The organism is Streptomyces sp. NPDC000410 (genome assembly GCF_040300305.1).
Taxonomy (GTDB): Bacteria; Actinomycetota; Actinomycetes; order Streptomycetales; family Streptomycetaceae; genus Streptomyces.
Window position 1 is genome coordinate 106453 of record NZ_JBEPDM010000010.1, and the last position, 16355, is coordinate 122807.

Annotated in this window: 7 protein-coding genes; 3 read left to right on the forward strand and 4 right to left on the reverse strand. The window is 67.0% G+C overall.

Annotation, left to right across the window (positions count from 1 at the left end):
- Window positions 1-172 precede the first annotated feature (172 nt).
- On the reverse strand, window positions 173-5056 hold the full coding sequence (locus ABT342_RS14645; protein WP_351572299.1) for a hypothetical protein: 4884 nt from the start codon (window positions 5054-5056) through the stop codon (window positions 173-175).
- Window positions 5057-5319: 263 nt separating this feature from the next.
- Between ABT342_RS14645 and ABT342_RS14650 the strand changes: the two genes are divergently transcribed.
- Entirely contained in the window at window positions 5320-5577 is a 258-nt protein-coding gene (locus ABT342_RS14650; protein ID WP_351572301.1) for a hypothetical protein, read from the forward strand.
- A 29-nt stretch (window positions 5578-5606) separates the two neighbouring features.
- On the opposite strand, the gene ABT342_RS14655 is transcribed toward ABT342_RS14650, so the two are convergent.
- Both ABT342_RS14655 and ABT342_RS14660 read right to left on the reverse strand, forming a co-directional pair.
- Window positions 5607-11324 carry a PDDEXK-like endonuclease domain-containing protein gene (locus tag ABT342_RS14655; RefSeq protein WP_351572304.1) on the reverse strand — a complete coding sequence of 1906 codons (5718 nt, stop codon included), beginning with the start codon at window positions 11322-11324 and terminating at the stop codon, window positions 5607-5609.
- 418 nt (window positions 11325-11742) lie between these two features.
- Entirely contained in the window at window positions 11743-12510 is a 768-nt protein-coding gene (locus ABT342_RS14660; protein ID WP_351572307.1) for a hypothetical protein, read from the reverse strand.
- A gap of 449 nt (window positions 12511-12959) precedes the next feature.
- Between ABT342_RS14660 and ABT342_RS14665 the strand changes: the two genes are divergently transcribed.
- Complete coding sequence (locus ABT342_RS14665; protein WP_351572310.1) at window positions 12960-13745, forward strand: serine hydrolase; 786 nt, start codon at window positions 12960-12962, stop codon at window positions 13743-13745.
- A gap of 125 nt (window positions 13746-13870) precedes the next feature.
- Here ABT342_RS14665 and ABT342_RS14670 read toward each other — a convergent pair whose 3' ends face one another.
- Window positions 13871-15412 carry an MFS transporter gene (locus ABT342_RS14670; RefSeq protein WP_351572313.1) on the reverse strand — a complete coding sequence of 514 codons (1542 nt, stop codon included), beginning with the start codon at window positions 15410-15412 and terminating at the stop codon, window positions 13871-13873.
- A gap of 148 nt (window positions 15413-15560) precedes the next feature.
- Here ABT342_RS14670 and ABT342_RS14675 point away from each other — a divergent pair, with 148 nt between their 5' ends.
- Complete coding sequence (locus tag ABT342_RS14675; protein WP_351572315.1) at window positions 15561-16310, forward strand: TetR/AcrR family transcriptional regulator C-terminal domain-containing protein; 750 nt, start codon at window positions 15561-15563, stop codon at window positions 16308-16310.
- Window positions 16311-16355 lie beyond the last annotated feature (45 nt).

The window sequence follows — 16355 nt, forward strand, 5'->3', positions numbered from 1 at the left end:
CCCGCAAGACTCACGTCTGCTACGCCCGGAACTGCCTGTCAGCCACACCGTTTCGATATAAAATTTCGAAAGCCCCGAACGAAAGAATCCGAGACCTTGACGGCTTGGCCTCGCCCATCAGAACTTCCGGACTAAAGGACGCCCGCCTACTCTAGATCCCCATATGTTGAGGTCACTCTTCGAGTAGTTGCAGGGTGGCTGCTCGGTGGTCACCTGCTGCCGCCAACCCGTCGACGAGGCGTCGCCACCGCGCAATATGGGCCGGCAGCATTTCATCGCGTGAGTGAAGTGTCTTAAGCCAGTCGGTGACGTACCAGCACTTGTTGGCGATGACACCATAGTTATCGTCGACCAATTGCTCCGCCAAGTCGAGTCCCCTGCCTCGCTGCCATTCCAGCGGAGCGCACTTGCCAAGCTTCGCGAGTGCGTCGAGGGCCTTGGGTTCCTGCCGGGCGATCCTTATCCAACGATCTACGAGGCCAGCGAGGCTGTCGGGGTGTAGCCAGCCTTCTCGGGCGCGATCTAGGGTCGCGTCGATGTCGGTGTCGCTCATGTCGATCTCGGGAGCAGGTAGTAGCGCCCCCAGTGCGTAGTCGCCCCAGTGGTGATCGGTGCGTAGTTCAGTGCCGTCGCCGATGGCATCGAGGGCGGTCTCCATCACGACGGACCAAATGTCCAGAAGGGCCGGGCGTAGGTCATCGTCATAGGTGAACAGCACGGTGAGGTCATGGAGGAAATCCTGCAGGGCGCGACCATTGGCAGCGAAGCGCTGTACATGTGCTTTGAGCGGCTCGGTGTTACCCCTGAGCGCCAGGGCAACGATGACGCGAGCGATCTGCCGGCTGTGCCGGTTCTCGTACCCTTCCCTCGCCCAGTGGTCGGCGACGCGGGCGTGGGCGTCAAGCAGGACTTCAGCGAGTCCGTTCGCCTGATCTGCCACACAACTGTTGCTGAGGGACGCTGAACCGGCAGCAATAAGTGGCGGAATCAGTGACGTCAGATAGAGCCGCTCCGTCTCGACCTCGGGCAACGTCTGCTCGTAAGGACCGTCGAGCCGGGGACGGCCGAGTACACCAGTGGTCGGGTCCCAGTCGCCAAGGCGACAGTCCTGCAGTCCCGCCCGCACGACGTTGAGCACTACTTGGTGGCGGCACGGGCTCGACTGCTGGTCAGCGTCGCACGGCGCGTCCCAGACAGGTTCGACAGCCAGGGCAAACGCGATGCGCACCTCGTCGAAGTGGTTCGTGGTGCAGCGGTCCAAGGCGCCGATGATTGCCTGACGATCGAGATCGACGTCATCAGATGCCACAGCCAAGAGTGCCGGCAGTCCAGTCGCCGCAGATCGATCAGCACCCACCGAGTAGAAGGAAGAAGAGACGTACTCAGCCCGACTCGGTTCGACGATCGCCTCGACCAGGACATCCGTCGCCCAACGCAAGTCGTCAACCGGCACCTGGATCCGTCCGCGGGCGTGTGCGACGGCTGCGGCAGCAGCGACGGCAGCAATCGGGTCAAGGCGGTTGAGAGCAGGACTGGGTGGGTCATCGCCCAGGGATCGCGCCAAGGCGATGTCAGCCAGAAGAGTGTCAACCGGGGCAACGCGATCGGCGGATCTGGCGTAGGTGTTCTGCAAGCGCAACGCCTGGCCGGCACGGTCGAACATCTCAGCTTCGGGCTGCATGCGAGTCGCCAGCGGCTCGGGGTGCTGATACTGCACGATCAAGTTGCCAGACTCATCAGTTTCCGGATGAAAATTCTCCGGACTGAACGTCGCCGCCCATCCCCGTACTGAGGTGAGCATCCGATCAGCATCCGCACCGCCCTGGGAGTCAGCGACCAGTTCCTCGGCACGACGGATGAGTTCCTCGCCTGTGGCCGCGAGCTCGTTCAGCCGGTTCTGATCACCGGAGAGGGTCGCTCGGATGGTGAGTTCGGCGGCGACGTCACGCAGATTGCTTCGACGGCGAGAGCGCCCCACAAGGTCAGGTTCGTCCGGGCCTTGTACGTACAGCACTCCTTCACCAGCGACTCGCGCGAATTCCAGATGCCATACGTCTGGGTCCCGCATCCAAGGATCCAGCAGATCACCCGCCTGCTCCAAATGCCGCACAAGGAACCCGACCACGAGGCCAGGCATGGCCAGGTTGTTGCAGTCACGCAACAGCAACTGCATAACCCGAGCCATCGGAATATCAGCGATGGCCACAAGCTGGTCCACGAGGCGCTCAACCGCGAGCAGCGCACTCATGCACGGGTACGGGCCGACTGACGACCCTCGATACCAGGCCCATACGTGTTCGTCCCCGACACAGTGCCTGACACCGACCCCCGGCAGATCCAGATCCACGCCGGTCAGCTCATTTTCGGGAATCTGAACGTGGCTATCGCGGTCTCCGACCCGGATGGCCGCCGCGTGGTCGAGCATCCGATTGATCAACGCCAGCGTCGGCACGGTGCGGGCCTTCAGCAGCTGCCAGAAGGGGCCGTGGTACCAGCCTGCCATCCGTTCAGTGATGCCTCCACGAGCACGGTGGTGCCGGATGCCATCATCAAACGGGTACGAACGAAACCCGCCGTATTTAGCCGCCTCGGAGTCATATCGTTCGATGTAATAGGACTCAGCAAAGGCCAAGAGCAGATCCGGCTGATGTCTAGCCATGCCCGTCACGGGCCAGAAATTCTCCACGACAGGGTCGAGACGTGCACCACCGTCGTCAGCGATTCCCCTGAGGAACGCCTCGGCCCGTCCGTCGAGATCTGGGCCAAGCAGTGCCAATGCTTCCACAGCAAATTCGTCCCAATGCTCTGGCTCGGCTGCGAGGATGCGGTCCCTCACCGTCTGCCGAATTGGGATGGATACACCCACCTCAGCTCTCACCAGTCCGCGCAGCCAGGCCAGCACCAGTTCGCGGATGGCGCGACTCATGTCATAGGTAGCCCGGGAGCTGTCATCGGAGTCGGCATCGTGTTCGCGGCAGAAGGTCAACTCGACCAGCGGCGCAAGCACCACCGGGTCGCCGACGTCATGGGACGCGTAGCGCTGCATGGCCAACCGAATCGTTGTACGCAATCCGGCTTGCCGGTCCTTCTGCAACTCGGGCCATGCCCGGCCGAGGACCTCGCCGGCTGTACCGAGGGTGAGCACTGCCTCCCACGGCACATCCGACCACCGCTCGCCGTGGTCAACCGCGATCTGATCAAAGACGGCACGCAGGTGTGCAAGTGACCGCCTGACGTCAGCAGTAGTGAGTAGCTGGGCCTGGCATGCGACACGTGCGGCACGTAGCGCCCAGCGCGGCGCATCGGCAGCTGAGAGGAGATCGAAGCCGTCCGTGACGAGCAGCCGCACCATTGCCATGTCTCGCACGAGATCGCTGGCAAATCGATCGGACGGGTTCCAGGCACTGGTCGCGTTCAGCGGCGCCAGCAAACCGTCGGAACGCAGGGAAGGCAACGCGGTTGAATCAGGTGGCGCAGAGTTCTCGTGCGGAAGCAGCTGGCGCCTGGCCAGTGCACGAAGAGATTGATCACGAGCGTCAGGGGAGGGCCCTCCTGCCACCACCATCTCTCCGCGGCGCACCAAGTGCCCCCAGACGGCAGCGAACAGGTCGGCCTCCGACGCCACTCCTTGAGGGGCCGCCACGCTCGGACCTGCACGCAGCAACATGTCAACCAGACCTGGCCTGCCCAGCAACCACTGCGCCCGCTCGTCACTGGCCCACCGCTGCAGTTGCGGAAAGACCTCAACCAACTGCGTGATCTCAACCGAGGTCAGCCGAGGGACCTCATGCTCACGAACGAGGTTCTCGATGACCTCGCCGTACCGCTCCACACTTTCCGCTGCCTGCCTGAGGACATCACGTGCGGCTCCGGAACCATCAGTGCGGGTTACCGCCACCACGCCAAGCCCGGCGGTCATGGCCGCCCGTGCAAGGTCGGAGAGCAACCGGGCACGGCCTTCCAGCACCGACTCCGCGCCATCAACGACCAGCAGGCGCCCCGTACCGACCGCCGAGGCACCGAGCACCACTGCGAGGCGGGCACCGAGCAGCGTCTCGAATTCCACCAGGGTCGCGGGAGTCTCTCGCAGGTTCAGCACTGTGACTGCGACCCCGTCGGCTCGCAGCTGGCCGGCGGTACGCAAGGCCAGAGCCGACTTGCCAGCATCAGGCTCACCGTGAACGATCAGTGCGGTCGCCTGCGATGCGACCGCTCTTGCTTCGGCAGCCAGGGCGCTTCCGGCCTCGATGCGCTCCAACTCAAGGTTCTCGCCAGCGCCGGTCAACCGGAACCGTACGAGATTCTCGGCCGTCTCCGACAAGGCGTCGAGGACACGCCACGCTGCGGGGTAGGACGGGGAGCGGTCAAGAGCCGCAGCCCCGAAAAGCTGCCTTCGCAGCATGCTCTCGGTGACAGTGGCCGCTGCCGGGGCGTACCCCTGAGAGAGCCTGCCCAGCGCTTCGAACAGTGCGTCGGCACCCTCTACGGAGGAGTCGGGAACGATACCCCGCAGACGCCCCACGACCGCTGTGCGATCGGACTCGTCGACTCCCTCCAGCCTCAACTCCCACAACCAGAGCACGTGCAGGACTCGCCAGGTCAGCTCCGCATCAGGTGTCTCGGTACGTACCTTCGGGCTGGCAGCCGCCTTAGCGATCAACGCATCCAGATGAGTCAATCGCGTGCGAACAGCGTTGCTCGTACGTCCCGCCTGTTCTACCGCTGCGCGGAACGACTCCTCATCGGGCTGCCCATGAGCGATCACAGCCAGCTCACGCACCTGTTGTACGGCCGGATTGGGACTGGCCACTGCAACTGCCAGGCGCCAGCGTCCCGTACTGGCCTCGTCCCAATGGTCGGTAACAACCCGCAGGTAGGACACAAGTAGGTCCGCTGTGGAATCGTCGCTGGTTACGAAGCTCGGGGCCCTACGCACTCCGATCGACAACCGCCGCTGCGCTCCGTCGGCTGTGTTGCCGACGACGATCAGGTCGTCTACGGCACTGAAATGACTGTCCTGAAAGCGCACTTCCACCGGCGTCACTTCGTCGCCCAAAGCCGGTACTGGATCGCCTAGGAGAAGGTGAGCCAGTAGGACAGCACCGAAACGGTGCTCCAAGACCGTGCCACCGCCACCAGTCGAGTACGGGCTGGCCACCTGTTCCGCTCCGTCGCGCCCCACCATCTCTGCATCATATGGCGCACCACCCCATCGCAGGCGGGTACGGCGATAGCACGTGGTCCCCCTTCGGCCGGCTGTCACACGGCCGTGGAGATGTCGCCCTCTCAAGGCTGGAGTACGGCTGGTCACACGCCCGGATGCGTGCGCGGACGGAGCGGCATCCGACGTCAGCGGGCAAGGCCGGGGTGCTGACCTGCACGGACAGCACCACCCGGCACGGAAAATCACTCCCGATCACGGACCCGATCCCACTGGAGCTGCTGGAGAACCGCGTCCGCTCGGACCGGGCACGCGTCCGGCTGACGAAATTCAGCCAGTACCTCGAACCGCACTCCACGGTGCCGGCCGTACGAGACTTCCACGATCGTCTCCGAGCCCTCCCCTCCGCTGATTGACGGCCCTGGTCGATCGCCTGGCGTTTCCTTCAGTCGCGAACGTGTCGGATTTGAGCGGTCCGTCGCTTCCCTGATCCGTCTTCGTACTCGACCGTGGAGTCAGCCATGCGCCACAGCAGGGCAGCGGCGAGGGGCGAAGACGGGCTGAGCACCTCGCCCTTCACCATCGCGGGGCTCTGAGAAGTGATCTCGTACTCCTCGACGTCTGTGGATCCGCCGAAGGTCAGGCCGATCAGACGACCAGGGGCGACCATCTTTCCACCAGTCGCGCGAGGAGTGGAGGGCACTGCCTTGAGGAAGGTCTCCAGGAAGGCGGCGCGCTCCTTGAGCTGTGCACAGCGCTTCTCCCAATGACGCCGGTTGTCGGCGCGCACCCGGTAGTCGGTGGCGGGGTCCACGGGCTCCGGCTGCTGCAGATACTGGCGGATCTGGGACAGTTCGTTCTCGACGCGGCGACGGGAGGTCTCGGCCAATGTCGATACCGGATACCGGGGGGCGGGAGTGGCTTCATCGCGCCGCGGGGCTGGCACGGTTCCGCTCCGCCGCGCCGAGAGAGGGGAGGCGGCGGCGGTCCGGGTTCCATTACCCCGAGTCGCAGAAGGCCGCTGTGCGGACCCGCTCCGCGATTCGGCTCGCGGCGATGATGCTCCCGGTTCCGCCGTGCCGCCCGCAATCACACGCGGGCTACTGGGGCTCGTCCTGACGAGAGCCACCGCGCGATCGACCGCAGCACGGAGGCGGACTTCGGCTCCGGACCGGTCGCGGTACCAGTCGGTGCCCCAGATCCGGTGCAACTCCCAGCCGAGTCCTCGCAGCACTCCTTCGCGCAGGCGGTCACGGTCGCGTGCCGCCTTCGAGGAGTGGTACATGGCACCGTCGCACTCCACGCCCAACGCGTACAGGCCCGGTCGGTCCGGATGCCGGACGCCCAGGTCGATGCGGTAGCCCGCGACACCGACCTGAGGCTGTACGTCATAACCCCAGTTGCGGAGCACCGCCAGTACGGATTCCTCGAACGGGCTTTCCGGCTGGGCGTCCGGGTCCACCGCCTCCTGGGAGAGCACGGACGGCCCGCTCTGTGCGTACCTCAGATAGCGGCTGAAGTGCCGGAAACTCTTGCTACCGGTGTCTCCCACCTCACCCGGTTCGAACGAGGCCACGACCTCCACACGGTAGCGCGCTCGGGTCACGGCGACGTTCAGTCGGCGCCAGCCATCGGCTTTGTTCACCGGACCGAAGTTCTTCGAGAACTTGCCCTGGGCGTCAGGGCCGTAACCGACGGAAAGGATCATGACATCCCGCTCGTCGCCCTGCACGCTCTCCAGGTTCTTCACGAAGAATCCGTTCAGCCGGTCCTCGGAGAAGCACTCGTCGAGATCGGGGCGGCTCTGCCGGGCCGCGTCCACAGCGTCCTGGATCGCGACGGCCTGCGACTGGGACAGCGCGACGACGCCCAGCGACCGGCCCTTGCGCGTACTGAAGTGGTGGATGACCCGGCGGGCCACCGCTGCGGCCTCCCCGGGGTTGTTCCGGGCGGCTGCCCCCGATCGGTAGACGCCCTCCGTGGCACGGTAGAAGGCGACGCCGACATCCTCACCCTCAGCATGAGCGCCCGGGAAGGTCGTCATCGACTCGTCGTAGAACTCCCGGTTGCTGAAGGCGATCAGGTCCTCGTGACGGCTGCGGTAGTGCCAGCGCAGGGAAAGACTTTCCAGCAGTCCGCTCGCTTTGCAGAGGTCCAGCACGGAGGCGAACCTGTCCGGGGCCTCCTCGTCCTCGCGGTCCTCCTCATCGTCGTCCGCAGAGGAGAAGAACGCGGTGGGCGGAAGCTGCTTCTGGTCGCCGGCGACGATCAGTGCCCGTCCGCGATAGACGCAGTTGATGGCGTCCTGCGGCAGGACCTGCGACGCCTCATCGAAGATCACCACGTCGAAGACGAGGTCGGACGGCAGGAAGCGGCTCACGGTGAGCGGACTCATCATGAAGCATGGCTTGACCCGTGACACCGTGTCCCTGGCAGCCTCCAGCAGCTCCCGCACGGGCTTGTGCCGACTCTTCTTCTCGCCCTCGCGCTTGAGCAGCGCCGCACCCGGCGTACTCGTACTCCGCGGGCGCCGGCCGTCACACGCCTGGACGACGCGCAGACGGGCATGGTCGGCCAGTCTCGCGTCCAGCTTCCGGAAGCCGGCCACGAGATCGTCACGGTCAGCGGACCGGGAGATGGCCAGCCGCCGGTCGTCTGCCAGTTGGACATCCGCCCATGCGCGGAGCACCGCACGTTCGACCACGTCCGGGAAGTCTGCCGGAGTGACCCCACGGCGCACCGCCCGGTCCACCAGGTCCCCAAGGCCCAGGTCGTCGAGGGAGCTGCGTCCGATGTCGTAAGCGCGCCATTCGTCAGGACCGCCCCGGTCGTTGTCCAGGACGGCCAGCGCCTTTACGGCCGCGTCCTGGCCATCGGCGAACGACTGACGCAGCTGCTCGGCGCGTTCCGGACGGAACAGATTCGCCAGCGCCCCTGAGGCACGTGACCACGCGTCCGCAGCGGCTTCCAGTTCCGTGTCGGATTCCGCCCGGTAGAGGATCTCTGCGGCGGACGCGCTCAGGAGAGTCTTCTGCTGAAGCCCACACGACTCACGCAGAGCGGCGATCCAGTCCAGGCCGGCCGTCAGGTCGGGCACCTTGGTGCTCCTGGCCGTGTAGAGGTCACCGAGGAGTTCTCGGTCCGCTTCTTCCTTCGACCGGAACTCCGATACGGCGGCACGCGTCGCCTGTACGGTACGGACTGCCGCGCGTGCGGAGGCGAGAGTCCAGGTGCCGGACGCCGCGACCGCGCCTCCGTCCGCGGCAGCCGTCTGCTCCACGATCCGCATCAGGCGCTCCGCAGTTCGCAGGGGCGCTACATGCGCGCGACTCCACTGCGCGGCGGCACGGAGACTTCCCGGTTCCAACTCGTACGACGGCCCAGGCATGGGCGGAAGCACGAGGGAGTCCCGCCATTCGATCAGCCGGGCGGCAGCCTGCTCTGCGGTGTTCCTCGCGGCAGCACGCGGCTGTCCCCCAGAAGCCACCTCGCGTGCCAACGCGTCCTGGTTGATCACCCGGGGAGCGAGCGCCAGGATTTCATCGGCCCGTGCTATGAGGGAGTCCAGGCCATCGAAGTCAGTGTCCTCGCCCCGCCAGTGCTTGCCAAGGGCCGCTGCGTGGTGGCCGACCTCAGCGTGCAGGGTCCGTGCCGCCTGCTGCCAGGCCACCGCCGCCGGCAGCGTGGCCAGCACCTCCTTGGTGCACTTGCCGCCATCGGGGAGGAGTGACCTCACCAACCGCCGGTCGGCGCGACATGCTGCTGTCAGCCTGGCAGTGATGGACCGGTGCACCGTGGCGAACCGGTGCGCCACGTCTTCGAGGGAGTCTTCCTGCAATACCCGGTCCGTGAAGATCCCTTCGGCCTTCTTCCGCGCCGCACTCAGGCGGTCCACGGCTTCGCGCAGGACCTGTGCGGCGGTCCTCGCACCAGCCGCGCCCTCTCGGGTGAGCCATGCCGCCAGCGGCTTGGCATCGTCGGAGTCCCCCGCCAGGTCGGCGAGGCGGCCCAGACGAAGGGCTTCGTCGCAGGTCTCGGGGGCCGGCAGGCCGTACATCGCGGCAACCGCCGCCAGCGACTTGACTGCGTCATCGAGTGCTGTGGCGTCGGCTTCGAGCCGATCCCCGAGCTCGCGCGCGGCATCAGCGGTGAGCGCACTGATATCGATGGCCGGGGGCAGCAGAGTCGCGAGAGCGGTCTCCTCAGGACTCGGCGTGGCGTCCACTTCGGCCGGCAGCTGGTCCCATGCCCTGCCGAGTGTCCGCTCCGCCAACCGCTCGGCGTCGATGACCGCGTCCAGGCGGCGTCGGAAGTCTGCCACCGCTGTGGTCAGACCGTGGTACTCGGCGGTCAGCCACGGGAACGGCAGAGTCGGCCGCGCACCGGCGATCCGGAGAAGAGCGGTCAGCCGGGATACGTCCCGAACTCCCTGCCAGCCGAGGTCGGCGAGGAGATCCGCGTGCGGCAGCAACCTCGTCTCCAGCTCGACGAGGGTCTCGGTGGCGAGGTCGAGCGCCTGCAGCGGCTCTCCGGTGGCTGTCAGCCCGTACCAGGAGAACGCGGTGCCTTCCGCAGCCGGCCGCCACGACCTGCTGACCTGGCGGGCCGCCACCGTCGCCTGGCCAAGTCGCTCGGCGCTGAACGCCGCCGCGTCGAAGGCGGGGGCCGGGGGCAGGGGGTGGGAATCGTCGAGCAGGGAGATCCGTCCCAGGACATCATGCAGGCTCGCGTCGAGACCAGGCCGGATCTCGTTCATCGCCGCCGCGTATCCGGAAAGTTCCTTGCGTAGCTGGCGAGCGCGGTTGAGGTCCGCCTGGGCACTGCCGGGCGAGGTACGGCGGGGTGCCTGCAATGCCTGGCCGAGTTCCTGCGCCACCTGCTTCCGGCCCATGTTGTTGCTGTGCAAGGCCAGGACGTAGTCGTCGAGACCGAGATCGCCGAGTCGGTTGCGGACCACATCGAGCGCTGCCGCCTTCTCGCTGACGAACAGCACGGTGCGGCCCTGCTCCAGCAGACCCGCAATCATGTTGGTGATCGTCTGGCTCTTGCCGGTGCCGGGCGGTCCATCCATCACGAAGCTGCGGCCTTCGAGCGCGGCAGCGACGCACTGTCGTTGGGAGGAGTCCGCGTCGAGCACGAGGGGGGCGTTCTCGGGCGGCTGGACCTCGTCGATGCGATCCGTGTCGACGGGGTCGAAGGCAAAGGTTCCGGACGCAATGCCGGAGTCGGCGCCGAGTCCGATGGCTCGCACGAGGGCGCTGGCCTGCACACGGGCGGCATTGTCCAGGAGGTCCCGATACATGACCTCCTTGCTGGAGTTGAACGTATCCAGCACAACCCGGTTGGTGACCTTCCAACCGCGCACGCCGGCTACCGCGTGCCGTACCCGCGCAAGCAGCTCCGGAATGTCACGGTGGTCCACCTGGTCGACACGCGGCCATTCGATGCCCAACTCGCCCATCTTGATGGCAAGGGCTGGGTTGAGGGATGGCTCCTCATCCGTATTGATCTTCAGGACGTACGAGTCCCCACGGCGCCGTTCCAGGACGACCGGCACTATCACCAAGGGTGAGCTGAAGCTCTTCTCGGCGGACGTGGCCGGCGTCCAGTCAAGGAAGCCCACGCCGAGATGGAGAACCCACAGGCCGTAGTCGTTGAACTTCTCCCGCGCGACCAGAGCCAGGCGCCGCAGGTGCCGGACCTGCTCGGCCTGGGTGGTCTTGGAGGTCTTGAGCTCCACACCAGGTCGGCCACCTCCGACCCCGGCCCGAGACGCGGGGGTGTCGATCGCCCTCGCGCCGGCGATGGAACCCGCCGGGTTCGCCACGATCGCCGGCGCCGAACCAGGGGTCTCGCCATCAGGCTTTTCGTCGCGCACGACAGAGAAGGTGCAGCCGCGGGAGAGCCCTTCCAGCACGCCAGCGAGCCCGGGCTCGACCAGATCCATGCCAGCGGACGAGGAGCGGCGCTGATAGTTGAGCAGCCGGTTACGGAGGCTCAAGTCAATGAGTGAGTCCCGCCATGAGACAAGCAGCTTGTCCAGCCGAGCGCGGTCCGCGGAAGGCAGCGAGCCTTGACGGGGCATACAGCGCAGCTCCCTCACTGATGAAGATGCCGTGAAGGCACTAGACGAAATGGGTGAAGCATAGCGGCGCGCCGCCATGACGTCTGGCGGACAACTCCAGACGTATCTCCCGTCTCAGTGCGCATCAGGGCGAAGAAGTAGCCCCCTGCGTACGGGTAGGAGAAGAGTCCATCAAGTGCGCCCTTCACCCCCAAGACCACCTGCGACCATCGCCGAGACGAGCGGAAGAACCGGCCTCGAACTGCGGTCATGCATCCCAAGCGGAGGGTTCATGCGTGCGCGATGCGTGAGCGGACAGGCCAGCACCAGGCAACACGTGCAGGATCGGGCACCGTTCCGCGCGGCGCTGATCAGGCAGGACAGCACCGCGCGGCACGGTCTGGAACCGCCCGGCACGGATTCGATCCCACTCCTAAAGCGGGTGTCGCAGGTTCGAATCCTGCCGGGGGCACCAGGCAAAAGGCCCCGGACCGATCATGGTCCGGGGCCTTTGACGTCAGTAGCGGTGACCGGACCAGTACGGATCCGTCCAGCGGGCCTCATCCGTGAGTCCGAGCAGCCGTATCCAGTGCTGCAGATCTGTCGAGGCGCCCGACTCACGGAGGCGCGGCGCGGCGTGGTCGAGGAGCCAGGTGACCAGTTCGGTTCGCATCTCCTCCTCGTCGTGCTCGTACCAGCCGACGCTCCACGGCAGCCTGTCTCCCAGGAGCTCGTACTCCCATTCCGCCGCCGCCTCGGCGAGACGCCGGTCGCTGAGGTCCCCGGTCTGCTTCTCCCATTCGCCAAGCCAGGGGCGGACCGTTCCGGACGCCTCGGCACACATCACGAAGACCTGGTGCGCCGGGACGACCGCATCCGGGTCGGTGAGGCTCTGCACCCACCAGGCGTGCAGAAACTCGCGCACCGGACCGGCTTGATCGTCGGGCCACTGCTGCCAGCGGCCGCGTGCGAAGGAGTACCCGGCCTGTTCCAGGCCGAACAGGGGTTCCGCGTGGCCGGCGACCAGGACCGTGGCGAACTGCGGCAGGACGCGGCGCAGCACGGCGGCGTGATCGGACCAGTCGATGGCCTGCCAGGTGCGGCGCAGGAGGTCCGGCTCCAGCTCCACGTCCGGTGTCTTCAGGAGGGCGAGCTCCTCCGGGCTGCCCCAGTGGCATTCGCAGTTGTGCTCGTCCGGATGGGCGGTCATGCCGCGGAAGGTGACGGCGAGGCCGGCCAGGGCGGCGCTGAGGCGGCGACGTGCGGGATGGTCGGCGAGATGCATGATGTGCCCGGCCTTCGAGGACTCCGTACGGCTTCCGCCGGCCGAAGGTCGCCACCTTAGCCGGTCGGACGGGCCAGGCCCAGCCACGCCCTGACCGCACCGCTGGACCGCCGGGCCTGCGGACCGCCCATTCGGGAGCGCTCGCTCGTTCACCTTCTCGGCCGTCATGAAAAGGATCTCTTAGTCCTATCGGCCGACCCGGCAGGCCGTCCCCGCCCCGCGCTCGTAGCGTCCGATCACCAGCGCGTCGGCCGAAGGGGAACACGTTGAAGCGCCGTGATGTGACGTCAAAGGCGATTCCGGGGGCGATTTCCGCGGCGGTCTGCGTCGCCATTGCGATGTCCCCCTCGGCACCTGTCCCCAGCCCCGGCCCTCCGGCACCCGCGCCCCACGGGCCACGGAAAGCCGAAACCGCTTTTCAGCAGCTCAAGGGCCGCCTCATCACGTGCGTGTCCCAAAATCCCGAACTGGCCAACGCGCTGACCCGGGACATGGCGAAGGCTCTGGAGAAGCGCACCAGTGAAGCCTCGGTGGCGCTGTACGACCGAGCCACCCGTACCTCGTGCACGTACGGCGCGGACAAGCAGTACGACTCCGCGAGCACGGTCAAGCCGATCGTCCTGGGGGCCCTGCTCCTGGCCAGGGAGTCCGCCTTGTCCGAGGGCGAGCGGGACCTGGCCAGGAAGATGATCGTGAGCTCGGACAACAAGGCGACGTACACCTTGTGGGACAGGCTCGGGCGCAAGAAGATCCAGGCCTTCCTGGACAAGGCCGGAATGGAGAACACCACCATCAACAAGGCCGGTCTCATGGGTCTGACCCAGGTCACCGCGGGCGACCAGGCGAAATTGCTCGAACTGCTCACCGGAAAGGACGACTCCGTACTGAATGACGAAGAGCGCGCCTACATTTTGGGCCTTATGCGTGAGGTACGGAAGGACCAGCGGTGGGGAACGCCCGCCGGGGCCCCCTCGGACGCCGCCGTCCAGGTCAAGAATGGGTGGCTCCAGCGTTCCGAACGCAAGCTCAAGAACCCCTGGGACCGCGGGGACTGGAAGGTCAACAGCATGAGCGCGTTCACCGGCCGGGCCCATGACTACGGTCTCGTGGTCCTCACCGAGAACAACAGGGTCCCGGAGGACGAGTCGCCGGACGTGGGCATGAACTACGGCATGGACACGATCGAGGCCTTGGCCAAGGCCGTCCACCACGACCTGGAGCGGCACTCCCGGTAGGACCGGGCCGGAGACGGCCGAGGCCGGCACCCTCTGCGGGTGCCGGCCTCGCGGCGCGGAGCGGTGTTCGGGGATGTGAGGGGGCGTGAGGGGAAGTGAGGGGAAGTGAGGGGTGAGGTAGGCCGTCAGGCGGCCGGCACGACCTCCTTCTCCGGGGCCTCCCTTACGGTGGCACCCTCGGCCGGGGTCTCGTCCTTGCCGCCGCGCATGACCACCACGGCGAGCAGGGCGGCGGCCAGGACACCGATCGCGCTGACGGTGAGCGTGGTGGACATCGAGGCGGTGAAGGCCTCCTTCGCGGCCTGGACCAGGCCCGCGTCGCCCTGGGCGACGGCCAGCGCGCCGTTGATCGACTGCTTGGCCTGCTCGGGGGTACCGGCCGGCATCTCCGCGGAGAAGGTGCTGGTGAGCAGCGAGCCGAGGATGGCGATACCGAGGGCGGTACCGGCCTGCTGGATGGTGTCGTTCAGAGCGGAGCCGACGCCCGCCTTGTCGGCCGGGATCGTCCCCATCAGGGCGCCCACCGCGGCCGGCATGGCCATACCGGCGCCGAGGCCGAGCAGACCGAGGGCGACGGCCGGGACGGTGAAGCCGCTGTCGGTGGTGACGCTGGTCAGCAGGCCGAAGGAAGCCGCCATCAGGAGCATGCCGGCCAGGATCAGCCAGCGGTAACCGACCTTGGCGGCGAGCTTGGCGCCGGCTCCGTTGCCGATCAGCGCGGCCACGGCCAGCGGGGTGAAGGCCAGACCGGCCTTGACCGGGGAGTAGCCGAGGACCGACTGAAGGTACTGGGTGAGGATCAGGAGCAGACCGCCGTTGCCGATCTGGACCAGGGCCAGCGAGATCGAACCGCCGGTGAAGTTGCGGTGCTTGAAGAGGACCAGCGGCACCATCGGCGAGGCGGTGGCGTTCTCCCAGACCACGAAGCCGACCAGGGAGGCGACGGCTATGGCGAGGGTGACCAGACCGCGGCCCTCGAAGGCGCCGTGCTGCGGGATCTCGATGATCCACCAGACCAGGGCTGTCATGCCGACGGCGGAGAGGACGGCACCCAGCGGGTCGGCCTTCTGCCAGGGGGCCTTGGACTCGGGCATCAGCAGGAGTCCGGCCGCCACGGCCAGGACGACGACCGGGACGTTGATGAAGAAGATCGAGTGCCAGGAGAAGTGGTCGATCAGGACACCGCCGAGGACCGGGCTGCCGACCAGGCCGAGCATCGACACCGAGCCCCAGGCGGCCATCGCCTTCGGGCGCTCCTCCTCGTCGAAGACCGTGATCAGGATCGAGAGGGTGGACGGCATGATCAGCGCGCCGCCGACGCCCATGGCCGTGCGGACGGCGATGACCTCGCCCGGTGTCGTGCAGAACACCGCGGCCAGCGATGCCGCTCCGAAGAGCAGCAGGCCGATGATCATCACCTTTCGGCGGCCGAACCGGTCACCGAGACTTCCCGAGGTCAGCAGCAGACCGGCGAAGACCAGCACGTAGGAGTCGAGGATCCACTGGATCTGCTGGGGGCTCGCTCCGATGTCCTCGGTCATGGCCGGCACGGCGACGGTCAGCGCCATGCTGTCGACCACCAGGACCAGCGTGCTGAGGCACAGCACGATCAGGATCCACCAGCGGTGCGGACTGCGGGTCTCGGGCCCTGCGGCTGCGGCTGTCATCGGGCTTTCCTTTCGGGTTGCGCACACCGTTCCGGCGATGCGAACACTGTTCCGTGTGTTGCGAACACCGTACGCTGGCGCGTACAGCGTTCGCAACCCCCGAACCCTGTACGCTGAATGCGCACGACGTACGCAAAGGAGCGAGCCGATGGCCGCCGACAAGAAGCCGCAGCCCATTCCCTCCGTCTGGACCCGCCGACCGCGCGAGGCCGAACAGCCCGGGCTGTCCCAGGAGGCGATCGTCCGGGAGGCGATCGTGATGCTGGACGCCGACGGCATCGAGGCCCTGAGCATGCGGAAGCTCGCCGCTCGACTGAACGCCGGAGCGACTTCGCTGTACCGCCATGTCGCCACCAAGGACGAGCTGATGGAGCTCGCCGTGGACGAGGTCTTCGGCGAGATGGTCGTGCCGCCCGTCGACTCCGCGGACTGGCGGACGGTGAGCGCCGAGGCTGCCGCGTCCTTCCGCGCGACGGCCCTGCGCCACCCGTGGCTGTCCTCCGTGCTGGGACAGGCCGGCCTGGCCTACCTCGGCCCCAACCTGATGTCCTTCTCGAACCGGCTGGCGACCCTGTTCGTCCAGGCCGGGTTCCCCGATCCCGGCCGGGCGATCGACTCCCTCGTCGGATACGTGATCGGCATGAGCACCACCGAGGCGGCCTGGCTGACCACGGTGGCCCGGTCAGGTGAGACGGAGGCAGGCCTCATCGCCCGCCTCATGCCGGCCGCCCAGCAGGCCGCCGAGGGCCACGACAACCTGACGGAGGCTTACGCAGCGGCCGCGACGAAGGAGTTCGACCCGGTCGAAATGCGTGATGCCAAGTTCGCCTACGGCCTGGAGGCCATGCTCGACGGCCTGGCGCTGCGCCTCCCGGCCGGACCACCGCCCGCAGGCTGACCCGCCCCCCACATGGTCAGGGACCGCGCCTCCCGGCCGGACCAC

Coding starts and splice junctions, on each gene's coding strand:
- ABT342_RS14650 (WP_351572301.1), top strand. CDS start 5,320: ATGCGTGCGCGGACGGAGCGGCATCCGACGTCAGCGGGCAAGGCCGGG.
- ABT342_RS14655 (WP_351572304.1), bottom strand. CDS start 11,324: ATGGCGGCGCGCCGCTATGCTTCACCCATTTCGTCTAGTGCCTTCACG.
- ABT342_RS14660 (WP_351572307.1), bottom strand. CDS start 12,510: ATGCATCTCGCCGACCATCCCGCACGTCGCCGCCTCAGCGCCGCCCTG.
- ABT342_RS14670 (WP_351572313.1), bottom strand. CDS start 15,412: ATGACAGCCGCAGCCGCAGGGCCCGAGACCCGCAGTCCGCACCGCTGG.
- ABT342_RS14675 (WP_351572315.1), top strand. CDS start 15,561: ATGGCCGCCGACAAGAAGCCGCAGCCCATTCCCTCCGTCTGGACCCGC.